At 74.4% G+C, this 13731-nt stretch carries 12 protein-coding genes; 4 read left to right on the top strand and 8 right to left on the bottom strand.

Annotation, left to right across the window (positions count from 1 at the left end; genetic code table 11):
- Positions 1 to 143: 143 nt before the first annotated feature.
- The 3 genes from ACIOHG_RS17305 to ACIOHG_RS17295 all read right to left on the bottom strand — a co-directional run bounded on the left by ACIOHG_RS17305 (position 144) and on the right by ACIOHG_RS17295 (position 5053).
- Positions 144 to 2723 carry a discoidin domain-containing protein gene (locus ACIOHG_RS17305; RefSeq protein ID WP_400950998.1) on the bottom strand — a complete coding sequence of 860 codons (2580 nt, stop codon included), beginning with the start codon at positions 2721 to 2723 and terminating at the stop codon, positions 144 to 146.
- A gap of 838 nt (positions 2724 to 3561) precedes the next feature.
- On the bottom strand, positions 3562 to 4386 hold the full coding sequence (locus ACIOHG_RS17300) for a hypothetical protein (protein ID WP_400950996.1): 825 nt from the start codon (positions 4384 to 4386) through the stop codon (positions 3562 to 3564).
- A gap of 460 nt (positions 4387 to 4846) precedes the next feature.
- Positions 4847 to 5053, bottom strand: coding sequence for a hypothetical protein (locus ACIOHG_RS17295; protein ID WP_400950993.1), 207 nt, complete (start codon positions 5051 to 5053; stop codon positions 4847 to 4849).
- 399 nt (positions 5054 to 5452) lie between these two features.
- Between ACIOHG_RS17295 and ACIOHG_RS17290 the strand changes: the two genes are divergently transcribed.
- Positions 5453 to 5914: a hypothetical protein gene (locus ACIOHG_RS17290; protein WP_400950991.1), complete on the top strand. Its 462-nt coding sequence runs from the start codon at positions 5453 to 5455 to the stop codon at positions 5912 to 5914.
- Positions 5915 to 6068: 154 nt separating this feature from the next.
- Here the strand turns inward: ACIOHG_RS17290 and ACIOHG_RS17285 are convergent, their stop codons facing one another.
- From ACIOHG_RS17285 to rpe, 4 genes are all read right to left on the bottom strand, one after another.
- Positions 6069 to 7286 (bottom strand): PucR family transcriptional regulator, encoded by a 1218-nt coding sequence (locus ACIOHG_RS17285; protein WP_400950989.1) that lies wholly within the window; start codon positions 7284 to 7286, stop codon positions 6069 to 6071.
- Positions 7287 to 7493: 207 nt separating this feature from the next.
- Positions 7494 to 8453 carry a pirin family protein gene (locus ACIOHG_RS17280; RefSeq protein WP_400950986.1) on the bottom strand — a complete coding sequence of 320 codons (960 nt, stop codon included), beginning with the start codon at positions 8451 to 8453 and terminating at the stop codon, positions 7494 to 7496.
- A gap of 96 nt (positions 8454 to 8549) precedes the next feature.
- Positions 8550 to 9497, bottom strand: a complete 948-nt coding sequence (locus tag ACIOHG_RS17275; protein WP_400950984.1) for an alpha/beta hydrolase — start codon at positions 9495 to 9497, stop codon at positions 8550 to 8552.
- A gap of 208 nt (positions 9498 to 9705) precedes the next feature.
- Positions 9706 to 10389: a ribulose-phosphate 3-epimerase gene (gene rpe, locus ACIOHG_RS17270; protein WP_400950982.1), complete on the bottom strand. Its 684-nt coding sequence runs from the start codon at positions 10387 to 10389 to the stop codon at positions 9706 to 9708.
- A gap of 251 nt (positions 10390 to 10640) precedes the next feature.
- Between rpe and ACIOHG_RS17265 the strand changes: the two genes are divergently transcribed.
- Positions 10641 to 11495, top strand: a complete 855-nt coding sequence (locus ACIOHG_RS17265) for a hypothetical protein (protein ID WP_400950979.1) — start codon at positions 10641 to 10643, stop codon at positions 11493 to 11495.
- 205 nt (positions 11496 to 11700) lie between these two features.
- Here ACIOHG_RS17265 and ACIOHG_RS17260 read toward each other — a convergent pair whose 3' ends face one another.
- Positions 11701 to 12372: a C39 family peptidase gene (locus tag ACIOHG_RS17260; RefSeq protein ID WP_400950977.1), complete on the bottom strand. Its 672-nt coding sequence runs from the start codon at positions 12370 to 12372 to the stop codon at positions 11701 to 11703.
- Between the two features lie 104 nt (positions 12373 to 12476).
- On the opposite strand from ACIOHG_RS17260, the gene ACIOHG_RS17255 reads away from it, so the two are divergent.
- Both ACIOHG_RS17255 and ACIOHG_RS17250 read left to right on the top strand, forming a co-directional pair.
- Positions 12477 to 12944: a GNAT family N-acetyltransferase gene (locus ACIOHG_RS17255; RefSeq protein ID WP_400950974.1), complete on the top strand. Its 468-nt coding sequence runs from the start codon at positions 12477 to 12479 to the stop codon at positions 12942 to 12944.
- Positions 12941 to 13678: a leucine-rich repeat domain-containing protein gene (locus ACIOHG_RS17250; protein ID WP_400950973.1), complete on the top strand. Its 738-nt coding sequence runs from the start codon at positions 12941 to 12943 to the stop codon at positions 13676 to 13678. The genes ACIOHG_RS17255 and ACIOHG_RS17250 overlap by 4 nt, the downstream gene beginning before the upstream one ends.
- Positions 13679 to 13731: the final 53 nt, after the last annotated feature.

Here is a 13731-nt window from a genome sequence, read left to right as displayed (position 1 = left end):
GGCCCCGCCACCCCCGCCCCCAACCAAAAAAAACCCCCGGGGGGGTTCCCTTGTTTGGACCACCCCCCCCCCCCCCGGGCGCGCGCCCCCCCGCGGGGGGGGGGGGGGCCCCCGCGGCTCCGGAGATCTACGGCTCTCCTTGCCTACGGGAAGGAGACCAGGTTCGACGGGACGGTCCCGGTGCCCGAGGTGGGGGCGCCGGTGTCGTTCACCACGTGGGCGAACTGGCCGTTCCCGCCCAGGGAGTTGACCAGGACGTCGTGCAGCTTGACGCCGGGGGCGGCCGGGACCTCGAAGCCGTGGTCCATCACGATGCTCGGGTCGACGTTGAAGTAGCAGTAGCTGCCCAGGCCCCAACCTTCGTGCGTGGTCACGGAGTTCTCGACCTTGTAGGCGGCGTAGCCACGGACGCTGCCGTTCTGGATCGCGGCCTGGTTGGGCGCGTCGTAGGCCTTCTCGTTCTGGAAGAAGATCGTCCGGCCGCCGTTGCCCTTCCACCACACGTCGTACTTGTTGAAGTGCTCGACGAACAGGCCGGTGGCGAGGACGTCGTTGCCGCCGACGACGAAGCCGTAGTCGGAGCGGTTGGTCTCCCAGCCGACGCCGGCGCCGTGGTCGGCGCGCCAGATCCAGGTGTGGTCGACGATCGTGTTGTTGCTGTTGATCACCATGCCGCTGGTGGTCTTTCCGGCTCCGGCGCCGCCGACCCGGACGAAGACGTCCTGGACGACGATCGGGTCGGCCGCGTGGTTCGCGCCGGGGGTGTCGCCGCCGACCTGCAGCAGGGTGGGCGAGTTGACGGTGCCGGCGTCCAGCAGCAGGCCGGAGAGCTTGACGCCGTCCACGTCGGCGACCTTCAGCGGGGTGACGCCGTTGTCCGGGACGAGGGTGGCGAAGCCGAGGCCGAGCACCACGGTGTCGGGGCGGGTGACGTTGATGCTCTGGTCGACGTGGTAGACGCCGGGGGTGAAGAGCAGGTTGAGGCCCTGCGACAGCGCCTGGTTGATGCTCGCGGCGGTCGCGCCCTGCTTCACCACGTAGAACCGGCTGAGCGGCAGCGAACTGCCCTGCGGGGTGCCGGTGCCCCAGGAGGTGCCGCGGGCGTTGGTGCGCCGGGCGGGCACGAACACCTTGTAGTCGCTGCCGTCCAGGTAGAGGAACGGCTTCTCCTGCGAGACGGGCGTGCTGTCGAGCGTGGTGTAGGGCGGGTTCGGGAAGCCCTGGACGGGGGCGCCCTGGACGCCGGAGAACACCTGGTTCCACACGCCGTTGGAGAAGCCGCCGATGGAGCTGTCCCGGGTGTACCACTGCTGCTGCGAGTAGTTGCCGATCTGGCCGTCGATCCGGGAGTCGGCGATGTAGCCGCCGGAGGCCCAACCGTAGCCGTTGGGGGCGAGGTTGAGGCTGCCCTCGACGTGCATCCGGCGGAACGGGGCGGCCTGCGAGACGGCCCAGCGGTCGCTGCCGCTGACCGGCTTGAGGCGCAGGTTCTCGGCGGAGCGCCAGAAATTCTGGGTGGCGTTGCCGTTGAACCAGCCCGCGTCGACGGTGACATCGCCGTTGAAGGTGGTGTCGTCGGGGTTCAGGCCGAGGCCCTGGATCGAGGTGTAGAAGCCGAGTTGGGCATTGATGTTGCTGTACGTGCCCGGCTTGAACAGCAGCGCGTAGCGGTCGCTGCCGAACTGGTTGGCCTCCTGCTTCTTGAACACGGTGTCCACGGTGGCCTGGATGTTCGGCGTGGACGGGTCGAAGACCAGCACGTTCGGGCCGAGGTCGCCGCCGCCCTGCACCGGCGGGACGGTCGACCCGGCGCCGGTGTGCACGCCCAACTCCCAGAGCGAGTAGCCGTAGTTGGTGGCCCGCTGGGTGCCGTACATCCGGACGTAGCGGCCGGAGCCGGCGACGCTCAGCGTCTCGTTGCCGCCCGCGCCGGTGGTGGTGGAGTACAGCGTCGCCCAGCTGGTGCCGTCGCTGGAGGCCTGGATCTGGTACGCCTTGCCGTACGCGGCCTCCCACTTGAGGTCGACCTGGCAGAGCTGCTGGACGGAGCCGAGGTCGACCTGCAGCCACTGCGGGTCGGCGGCGGCGCTGGACCAGCGGGTGCCGAGATTGCCGTCCACCGCGCCGGCCGCCGGGGTGCCGCCGTTCTCCTGGCTGGAGGCGGTGGCGGTCTTCCCCTGCGCCGCGTTGTCGGCGGAACACCCGGCGGGAGCGGTACCCGGCGTGCCGTACACCTGGAACTCCCAGAGCGAGTAGCCGTACGCGGTGCCACGGGCGATGCCGCTCATCCGGACGTAGCGGCCCGAGCCGGAGACGTTCAGCACCTCGGTGCCGCCGGCGCCGGTGCTGGTGGCGTAGATCGTCGTCCAGGTGCTGCCGTCGTCGGACGTCTGGATCTGGTACGCCTTGCCGTACGCGGCCTCCCAGTTGAGCTGGACCTTGCTGATGGTGGCGCCTGCGCCGAGGTCGACCTGCAGCCACTGCTGGTCCGAGGCCGCCGAGGACCAGCGGGTGCCGAGGTCGCCGTCCACGGCGCCGGCGGCCGGGGTGCCGCCGTTCTCCTGACTGGAGGCGGTGACGGTCTTTCCCTGCGAGAGCAGCGTGTCCGCGGCCCGCGCGGTGCCCGGGAACGTCATGACCGCCCCGGCGACCAGGGCCGCGGCGGCGAGTACGGCAGGCGTCCGGCGCGCGGGGGCACCGGAAGGGGAAGAAGCGAGCCGCATGGCTCCTCCTGCTGTGAGCGATGGGTGGGGGAGAACAACGGAGAGCGCTCTCCGAGCATGGACGCCCAAGCCGCCCTCCGGAGTGGGGACCCCACGGAGAAGCAGCCGGAAACCTCGACGTCACCTGCCCGAAACGCCTCGCCATGAGGTTAGTTCATGGCGAGAGAAAAGCCGAGACCCTTACGCCGAGAACTTCCACCGACCGCTCCACCTCGGAGAGCGCTCTCCAGCCTGGACGGTCTACTGACCCTGCTCCGGGCCCAGGTCGCCCCGCATCACCTGCTGAGGCCGTCCACGTGGTCGCCGGCGTCCTGCGCCGACCGGCAGCCCTTTTCGCCCGGCCACCGGCCCTGCCCCAGCCGTGGCGTCGCTGCGTACGGCCCTGATCCCGGCGCGTCGGCAGCACGTCACTTCCGGATCACCGCTCAGGGCGAACAGCGCGGTGCTGCGGCCCCGGCGCGACGTGACGCCGATCGCGTTCCACCGGTGCTGCAGTCGGGTCCCGGACAGGAGCCGCGCTCACCGCCGAGGGAGCGTCCCACGTCGAGGGGGCGGCCCACGCCGAAGCGATCGGCCTGCGGCTGTTCTCGGCGACGGCCCGCGCCCGGAAGGACACTGCCACTTCGTCCAACCGCCGCTCGGCGATCCGTACGACGGCAGCTACCGGGCCCCACGGCGATCCCGGGCCTGCCCGCCGCCGGCCTGCGACGGCTTCATCGGCATGTCCATCCGGAGATCCGGCCGCTGGACGAGGCGGTCGCGGGCGGCGGCCGGAGCGTGCTCCGCGCGGGGCAGGGGAAGGCCGCTCCGCCGGCACCGTACGGCAGGTGACGGTACCTCAGCTGAGCACCATCGCCGTCGCGTGCGGGGCGGTCATGCCGTCCGGTACGGCGGCGAGCCGTCCCGCCAGGCCCTTGCGGCCGGTGGCGCGTTCCAGTTCGGTCAGGTAGGCGTCCGCCTCCTGGTCGGAGCCGAAGTCCCAGACGATCAGGCGGTGCACCATCGCGACCGCCATCACCGGGGGCAGCGGTCCGCCGCCGGTCACCCGCCGCCACTGCGGGACGAGCCGGCCCAGCTCGGCGCGGGCCTCGGACAGCGTGAGACCTTCGTCGCCGAGTGCCTGCTCGATCACCGGGACCAGCTGCATCAGTTCGCCCACGGCGGTGAGCACGTCACCGGTGCGGCCCGTGTTCACGGCGAGCTGCACCTGCGCGGTCAGCGCCATCGGGTGCTGCGGGCCGAACTCGGTACGCAGCAACGGCAGCAGGTGGTGCAGGCGCAGCGCCACGTCCGCGCCGTTGCCGGCGTTCCCGATCGCGAAGGCGAGGTCGGCCTGCGCGTGCAGGGTCTCGCGGTCCGCTTGGCCCAGTGCGTGGGCCATGTCCGTCGCCACCTGCCCGAGCAGGTGGACCGCGGCGGCCCAGTCGCCGGACTCGTTGCGGATCTGGCCGAGCTTGCGCCATGCCACCAGCGTGTCCCGGTCGTACCGGCCCAGCAGCGACGTCATCTCGCGGGCGACCTTGTCCAGCAGGTGGATCGCACCGTCCGGCGACGGCGCGTCGAACGCGCCGTCCCGCAGCCGCACCAGCAGCGCCCGCAGCTCGGGCGCCACCTCGACCGGCTCCGGCGCGGCCCCGAAACCCCCCACCGGCGACTGCGTCATCCCGGTCCCCCTTCCCCGTTGCCGAGTTCCGACGCCCCGCACCCTACCGGCGACCGCCCCCGGTGGGGGGAAGCGGCCACCACCGGGAGCGGACCCGGGGCGGACGGTCTTCACCAGCAGGTCGCGGATCCGGCGCGGCCTCAGCGGGTGGCCGGTCGGCCCGGCGGTCCGGTCGACCACGGCGGCACGGTCCACCTGGTGCTCGTCACCCGCCCCGGCGCCACCGCCGCGGAGTCGGCCGAACGGCAGCGCGCTCTCCGCAGCCCGCGTCCGGCAGGCCCTCAACCGGCTCCGGGCGGCGATGCGTTCCCGGAGAGTTCCCGGCCGCGCACCGGGCAGCGGACGGACTCTCTCGGAATGCGCGTCGCCGTTCACCGCGCTTTGCACCGAAATCACCGATTGGCCCGGAAATCCCGGCGCCCCGGTCCACGTTCGAACAATCCGCAGCACAGCACTTTCGTCACTGCCGCCCCGTGCGCTGTGCGCGGTAATCGGCCCGAATTTTCAGAATCGCCCCAATGGCGACCCCGCCCAGCTGGCAGCCCAGGACGAGCCCGAATCCCCCTGAACCGGTGAGGGCCATGATGCCCAATCCGACGCCGCCGCCCAGCAGGAACCCGAGCCCGGTACGCCATGAACTGAAAACAAAAAACACTTCCCCGCCCACCTTCCAACGCTGGAGAACTCCCCCGCCGCACGGTTCGGAACCGACGGAACGACCCGCCCCGATCCAGGAGTGCGGGCTCCTGTCGCTCCACTCCGCTTCCTTTGCTCCGCACTCACCTTTCGGACACGGGCGCCACGAAAAATCCAAAACCCCGTATTCCTTCGGCGTCGCGTCGGAGTCTACGCACCGGCACTCGGCGGAATCCAGCCCCCGACCGGCGGCCCACTGGACAGCGGCGCCCCTGCGGCCGCACACTGTCCACCGGAATTCCGGCGCCACCGACCGCCCCGGCCGGGGCAGCGGTCCGAATCCGGTTCGGAACAGGGAAAAGACCGGGGGAAAGACATGGCTGTTCCGCGGTGGCTGCGGTTCCCGCACCATGCCACGCGGGAGGAAGTCGTGGCCGCGCTGGAATCGCTGGAACTGCCCGCCACCGCCGAATCGATCGCGGCGGTGATCGACTCGGCCCGGGACCCCGCGGAGGTGCTCCGCAGGGGCGCCACCTCGGTGCGCGGCGTCCGGAGCGAGTTGCGGTCGCTGGCGGGACTGGTCACCCGGCTGACCGCCGACCAGTGGTACGGCAGAGGCGTGCACGTGCGAGTGCCGGCCGACAACCCCGACCTGTGGTGGCCCACCGCCTCCTGGCACCGGCTGCGCGAGGTCCGCGACGAACGCCGCCAATCGCTCCGGGCGCTGCCGACCACGGGCCCGGCGGACCGCACCGGCGGCGGGCGAAGCACGCAGGGCCGGCGGGACCCCGCCGAGAGGAGCGAGGTCGCCAAGTCGGTGGACGCGCTCCTCGAGGCGAACCGCGCCCACTACGAGCGCCACAAGAACGACTTCGGCCCCGGAGCGAACTGAGCCCCCGCTCCCCCGGCGGCAGCCGAACAGGACCGGCCCCTCGGCCCCCTCGCCGCAGCCGAGCGCCGGAACCTCGGCCGCCTCCTCCGCCGGCTCTGCACCGCACACCCCACCGGCGCCGCCCCCTCGTGGGGGACACCGCCCGGGGCCGGGCTCAGCGGGGGTGCCCGGTGAGGAGGCCGGGCAGGACGGCGACGGCTTCGAGGGCGATGGCGAGCTCGCCCGCCACCAGGGGGTCCTCCAGGGGACCGCGCAGGTGCTCCTGGAGCCTGCGCATGCGGTAGCGGACGGTGTTCGGGTGGCAGTAGAGGTCCTTGGCCGCGCCGGCGGCCGAGCCGTGGGCCCTGACCCAGGCGCGGGCGGTGGCCAGCAGCGTGGCGCGCTCGGTCTCGGGCAGACCGAGCAGCCCGCCCAGGACCCGGCCGACGACCCGCCGGGTGCCCTCGGGATCGGCCAGTACCAGATCGGTGAGCGGGCTGTCGTCGAGTTGACGGACGGCGCCCCGGCCGGGGGGAAGGCACTCCAACGCGGCCTGGGCGTAGCGCAGGCAGCGCCGGGTGCGGTCGAGGCGGTGGTACAGGGGGCTGATCCCCACCCGGGCGGTGCAGGCCGCTTCCAGTTCCGCCAGGACCGTCCGTTCGTCGCAGTGGGCGGGGAGGGACAGGACGCCGATCTCGTTGCCGGAGCCGGCCCGCCAGGCGGTGCCCACGTCCAGGGCGCGCAGGCGGTGTTCGAGGCCGGGCAGCGGGCTGCGGCCGGGGCTGACGGTCTCGGCCACCACGATCACGAAGCGGCCCTGCGGGGGGAAGCCCAGGAGGCGGGCGATCTCCCAGATCGCCTCCTCGTCGGCGCCGGGGCCGTCCAGCAGGGCGGCGAGCAGGGCGGAGCGCCTCCGGTCGGCCTCGACCATCCGCTCGGCCGCGGCCTGCCGGTAGGAGTCGGTGAGCGCCGTGGAGTAGGCGTCCGCCAAGGCCCAGATGCGCGAGGCCGCACCGAGCAGGGCCTGCAGCGCGGCGGGGCCGCTGTCCTGGGAGTGCGCGAGCAGTTGCTCCCAGACGAAGGCGAAGGTCAGCCGGTAGACCCGCAGGACGTCGGCGAGCGGCGCCCCCTGCAGGGCCCGGACGCGGCCGGTGGCGACGGGCATCGAGATGTCGTACGGCTCGGCGGCCGGGCGCGGCAGGTGGTCCAGGACGAACAGGACGCTGCCGCGCAGCCCTTCCCGCAGGGCGCGGGGCCCGACCGTCGTCCCCCGGTAGAAGGGGATCTCCCGCACGACCAGGTCCGCGACGGCCGTGACGATCTCGTCGAGCCGGCCCTGGAGCGTCCAGGCCAGTTCCGTCAGTGGGGAGGGGTGGGTCGTCGCGCCGTGCACGCAGCGAGCCTAGGCCACCCCGGCGGTGCCCGTCCGCGCATCCGCCGACCCCGCGGCCGGGGTCCGCTGCGGCCGGGGTCCGGACGTCAGCGGTCTCCCGGCCGTTCCTGGACCACCACCGGTACGCCGCTCGCGCGGTGTCCGCCCTCGTCGACGGTGCTGCGCGCCCGGCGGAGCAGCCCGGGCGAAGAGGCGCGGGGTCTCGGGTCAGCGCACCCGACCGCGCGGTTTCAGCGGGACGGGCGGGAGTTCGGGGGCGTCCAGGCGGGCGCCGGCGTAGCCGTGGACCTCGCCGAAGCGGGTACCGGTCTGCCAGTCCTCGCGGGCCCGGGCGATCTCCTCGGCGGAGCGGCCGACGAAGTTCCACCACATCACGAGGCGCTCCTCGAAGGGCTCGCCGCCCAGCAGCAGGACGGAGGCGTCGGTCCGGGCCCGCAGCGGCAGTTCGCGGCGCCCGCAGCCCAGGTGGAGCAGCGAGCCGGGTTCGACGGGGACGCCGTCCACCTCGACGCTGCCGGTCATCGCCAGGACCGCGTACTCGAAGCCCTCCTCGACCGGCAGCCGGTGCGCGGCCCCTTCGCGGAGCGTCAGGTCGGCGCCGGTCAGCGCGGTGTACGCGGTGCCGGGCGAGGCGGCGCCGTCCAGCGTGCCGAGGATCAGCCGGGCGGACAGGCCGCCCGCCCCGACCACGGGCAGGTCCGCGTGGTGCTCGAACGCGGGCTCGGTGTGCCGGTGCGCGTCGGGCAGCGCGACCCAGAGCTGCGCGCCGTGCAGCAGCCGGGCGTGCTCGCGCGGCGACTCCTCGGAGTGCGAGATCGCCCGCCCCGAGGTCATCAGCCCCAGCTCGTACGGGCGGACGGTCTGCAGGCTGCCCAGGCTGTCCCGGTGCAGCACGCTGCCCTCGTGCAGCCAGCTGACGGTCTGCAGGCCCATGTGCGGGTGCGGCGGCACCTGCATGCCGGGCTCGTCCGCGATGTCGTCGGGCCCGTAGTGGTCGACGAAGCACCAGGCGCCGACCATCCGCCGCCCCAGGTTGGGCAGCAGGCGCCGCACCACCGTCGACCCGCCGAGCGGCATCCGACGCGCCGTCAGCAGGTCCTTCACCGGGCCGTCCGCCGCCTGCCGCCCGCACACCGCGGGGGCGCCCTTCCGATCGAGGTTGCTCATACCGGCCAGTATCGACCGCCCGCCCCGCCGATCCCGGTTCCGACGGGCCACCGGCCCGGCCGCCTCCACCCCCGCCCCCGCCCCGGGCGGTCCGGTTCAGCGGGCGCCGAGCAGGGCCAGCGCCTCCGGCAGGACGCGGCGCCAGAAGCCGGCCGTGTGCTCGCCGCGCGGGAAGTGCGTCCGGGCGCCGGGGGCGGCGGCGAGGCGGCGGGCCGCCGGGCAGAACGGGTCCTCGGTGCCGCACCAGATGCCGGTCCGGGCGAGTCCGGGGAGCGCGTCGAGGTGCAGCAGGGGCTCGTGCGCGCGCCAGTCCGCCTCGTCGCGGAACGCGTCCACCCCGCGGGCGTCCGCCCAGCTGCGGAAGACGGCGGGGCTGAGCAGCGCGGCCCCGGTCAGGCCGCCCCGGCGGGCCCGGGCGTACTGGAGGACGCCGGAGCCGCCCATCGAGATCCCCAACGCCAGGGTGGGTTCCGGCAGTTGGCGTTCGGCCAGCCAGCGGGGCAGCTCACCGGTGAGCATCGCCATCGGGTCGTCGCCGGGCGTCCGGGCGTGCCAGTAGCTGTCGGCGCCGCCGTCGACGGCGACCACCCGCAGCGGCGGGACCCCGGCGGCGACCGCCGCGGCCAGGAACTCCGGCATCCCGAGGCCGGTGAAGGACTCCGCGTCGCCGCCCCGCCCGTGCAGCGCCAGGCAGACCGGCAGGTCCGCCCCGGCGGGGACGGCACCGGCCGGCGGGTCGAACACCACCAGGCGGACGTCGCGCCCCCGCGCCGCCGACCGCACCGTGGCCGTCCGCACCGGACCGCCGAGCAGCGCGGGCACCGTCCCGTCGGCCCCGGTCAGCCCGAGCGCCCGCCGCAGCCGCGGCCCACCGGGCAGCACGTCCTCGACCACCGCCCCACCGACGGCGGTCGCCCCCAGCGCGGTGACGGCCAGCGCACCCAGCAGCCCGCGCCGCCCGAGACCCCGCCCTCCACCGCCCGAGGCCCGGTCGGCCCCCGACCGGTCAACCCCCGCCCCGTCAACTCCCGCCCCGGCCTGCACCTTCGCTCCGTTCCGCCGCCCCGCCCGCACGAACGTCCGGGCGCTTCACGGGACGCCGAAACGGCCCGGCCCGGTTTCCGGACGTCCGCCGGCCCACCGGCCCACCGGTCCAACAGATCGCCGGCCCACCGGCCCACCGGTCCAACAGATCGCCGGCCCACCGGCCCACCGGTCCAACAGATCGCCGGCCCACCGGCCCACCGGATCGTCAGTGCTTGCAGGCCCACCACGCGTCCGCGCTGGCCGCGTCCGCCTGGGCCCGCAGCGCGCGGACGGCCTCGGCGGGGTCCTCCGCGCCGTACACGGCCGAGCCGGCCACGAAGACGTCGGCGCCGGCCTCCGCGCAGGCCTCGATGGTGGCGGGGGCGACGCCGCCGTCGACCTGGAGCCACAGGTCGAGGCCGTGCTTGTCGATCAGCTGCCGGGTGCGGCGGATCTTGGGGAGCATGATGTCGAGGAAGGCCTGGCCGCCGAAGCCGGGCTCCACCGTCATGATCAGCACCATGTCGAGCTCGGGCAGCAGGTCCTCGTAGGGCTCGATCGGGGTGGCGGGACGCAGCGCCATCGAGGCGCGGGCGCCCTTGGCGCGGATCTCCCGGGCCAGGCGGACGGGCGCGGCGGCGGCCTCGACGTGGAAGGTGACGGAGCCCGCGCCGGCCTCGACGTACTGCGGGGCCCAGCGGTCGGGCTGCTCGATCATCAGGTGGCAGTCGAGGGGCGTGCCGGTGGCCCGGGCCAGCGACTCGACGATCGGCACGCCCAGCGTGAGGTTCGGGACGAAGTGGTTGTCCATCACGTCGACGTGCAGCCAGTCCGCGCCGCGCACCGCCTCGGCCTCCTCGGCGAGGCGGGCGAAGTCCGCGGACAGGATGCTGGGGTTGATCTGCGCCATGGCGGGGGTACCTTCACGATTCGGTGCCGACGGCCGGGGCGGCCGCCCGCCCCATCATCCCCCGTCCGCCGCACCCACCGGGCACCGCGCCCGCCACGGACACCGGGCACCGCACCCACCACGAACGCCGCCGAACGCCGCCGAACTGTTCACACTCCCGAAACACTTTCCCTTCCCGCCACCGGTCGGCTCTGGCAGGCTCCGAAGGAGGCGGTACCACACGCTGCTCGACCCTCACCGAAAGGCGTCAGATGACCCAGGTCGTCCACCCCGCACGTGCTCTCTGGTGGCTGTTCGAACCCGTCCACGCCCTCACCTACTTCTCACCGGAGGCCCGGAGCGCGTACGAGGCGGCGGGCCTGCGCGGCTACTGGCGCGGCTACTTCGGCGGGCGCTCGGCCCCGCTGGGCGCCGTGGACGCGGCGCCGGTGGTGGCCGCCTTCTTCAACTTCGCGCCGGAGATGGTGGAGCGGGCGCTGCCGGACGTCTGGAACCTGGCCGCACCCGAACAGGCCCTGCGGGCCCGGGTGGTGGGCGCGACCGGCGCCTTGGAGCGGGTCCTCGCCGAGGTGAAGCCGGACCTGGTCGACCGGGCGGTGGAGCTGCTGGAGCGCGCCGTCGACGGCCTCGACTGTTGTGGGCGCGTGCTGGCCGCCGCGAACGCCGACCTCCCCCGCCCGGACACCCGGCTGGCCCGTCTCTGGCAGGCCACCACCGTGCTGCGCGAGCACCGCGGCGACGGCCACGTCGCCGCCCTGGTCGCCGAGGGCCTCGACGGCTGCGAGGCCCTCGTGGTGCGCTGCGCCCTCGACACCCGCCGGGAGACCCTGCAGCCGCACCGGGGCTGGACGGACGCCGAGTGGGACGCCGCGACCGAGCGCCTGATCGAGCGTCAGTGGCTGGCCCCGGACGGCTCGCTGACCGCCGAGGGCCGCCACCGCCACCTGGCCCTGGAGTCCGCCACCGACCTCGCCGCGTCCCGGGTCTGGACCCACTTCCACCGCTCCGAGCTGGACGAACTCGCCGCCACCCTCCGCCCGATCGCCGCCGCCTGCCGCGCCGACCTCCCCCCGTCCACCCCGATCGGCCTCCCCAACGCGGCCTGACGCCCGGCCCGCTCCCCCGTTGCCCGCTTCCCCGTTGCTCCCGTCCTCGGCCTTCTCCCTCACCCCCCGTGCGAGCGGTTGAGCACCGGGGACGGGCCGAGGACGACGCCGCGCCCGACCCTCCCGGCTCCCGCCCCACCTCCGTGCGGGCGACACAGTGCCGAAACGGCCCGAGGACAACGCCGCGTCCGCCCCCTCCGCCCCCTCACCCCCCGTGGGAGCGGCCCAGCACCGGGGGCGGGCCGAGGACGACGCCGCGCCCGGCGTAGAAGCGGTCGAGGTCGGCCCAGGGGACGCGGGCGAAGCTCTGCGAGCCGTCGGGGAAGCCGGACGGGTTGTGGATGTACAGGGCGCCGTCGTCGGCCCCGACGGCGAGCACCAGGTGGCCGCCGGGGCGCGGGACCTCGGGGGCCAGGGTCCGGACGGCGGGGTGGACGGAGATCATCGGGAGCCGGCCCTCGGCGAGTTCCCCGGCCAGCCGCCCGGCGGGCAGCGGGCTGAGCGCCTCCGCCGCCAGACCCCAGCGGGCCCGGGCGTACGCGGCGAAGGGGGCGTGGATCAGCCCGTCCAACCGCCCGTCGGGGTGCCGGACGTACGCGCCCGCCAGCTCGCACTCCTCGGCGAGCCGGACGGTCGCGGGGGCCACGCCCCACCAGTGGTCGAGCGCCATCCGCAGGCAGGCCATCCCGCACAGCCGCCAGGACCAGTACTCGTACTCCTCCTCGTCGGCGGCGCCCGACCGCTCCCAGTTCGGGTCGTCGGCGGCCCGCAGCGTCCCGTCCAGGATGTCGGGCACGAGCTCGGGCGACTCCCACTGGGAGTAGTACGGCACCTGATGGCTGATCGGCTTCACCCGGTCATCCTGACGTACTTTCATCCCGATCCCCCGCACCCCGTCCACGACACCCCCGCGCACCGGCCCCGGCGGCGGTGTGCCGGTATCGTCCGTACCGGTACCGGTACCGGAGCGAGGGAGCAGCCGTGTCGATCGAGATCCTTCCCGTCCCCGTCGACTCGCCGGACGCCCGGGTGCTCCTGACGGAGTACCAGGCCGAGGTCCGCCGCCGCTGGAGCGGGCCGGCGCCCGCCGGTGCGCTGACGGCCGGAGCCCCGGCCGATCCCGAACTCGGGCCGCCGGAAGGGGTGTTCCTGCTGGCCCGGCTGGACGGTCGCCCGGCGGGCTGCGCGGGCGTGCGCGCCCTGGGGCCCGGCACCGCCGAGCTGAAGCGCCTGTACGTCCGGCCGGGCGCGCGCGGCCACGGCCTGGGGCGCCGGCTGCTGGCCGCCGCCGAGGACGCCGCCCGCGGGCTCGGCCATGCCCGGCTGCGGCTGGACACCATGGCGGAGATGCCCGAGGCCCGCGCCCTCTACACGGCCGCCGGCTACCTGGACATCCCCGCCTACAACACCAACCCGTACGCCGCCGACTGGCTGGAGAAGGCGCTGTGACCGGAGCGCGGACCGCCGGGACGACGGTGAACCTGTGGCGGGCGGGGCTGAGCAGCGTCCCGGCCGGGGTGTGGGCGCGCACCGACGCCGAGGTGCTGATCCTCGCGGACAACGCGCTGACCGAACTCCCGGACGCGATCGGCGACTTCGACCGACTCCGGACGCTCGATCTGGGGCACAACGCGCTCACCGCCGTGCCCGCGCGGATCGGCGACCTCACGGGCCTGTCCGGCTTCCTCTACCTGCACGACAACCGGCTGACCGAGCTGCCCGCCACCCTCGGCCGGCTGCACCGCCTGCGCTACCTGAACGTCGGCGACAACCCGATCACCGAACTCCCGGACAGCGTCGGCGACTTGGCGCAACTGATCGAACTCCGCGCGCAGAACTGCCGACTGGCTTCCCTCCCGTCCGCCCTCGGTGCGCTCGACCGGCTGCGGGAACTGCACCTGGGCGGCAACTCCCTGACCGCGCTGCCGGATTCGCTCGGCGGACTGCGCACCCTGCGCCGCCTGGAGCTGCGCGGCAATGCGCTGACCGGCCTGCCCGGCGCCCTCACGGGGCTCACCGCCCTGCGCGAACTCGACCTGCGCGGCAATCCGTTGGCGGAGGTCCCGCCCTGGCTGGCCGAACTGCCCTCCCTGGAGAAGCTCGACCTGCGCTGGACGCCGGAGCCGCCCGCCCCGGACCTGGTCGACCTGCTCGAACGACGCGGCTGCGCCGTGTACTTCTGAGCGCTTCCGAGTGCCGCCGGGTGCTTCCGGGTACTTCCGAGCGCTTCCGGTGA

It is taken from the genome of Kitasatospora sp. NPDC088134 (assembly GCF_044741705.1).
Lineage (GTDB): Bacteria > Actinomycetota > Actinomycetes > Streptomycetales > Streptomycetaceae > Kitasatospora.
The sequence above is the reverse complement of the archived record's forward strand: the minus strand, read 5'-3'. Positions and strand labels throughout refer to the sequence as shown.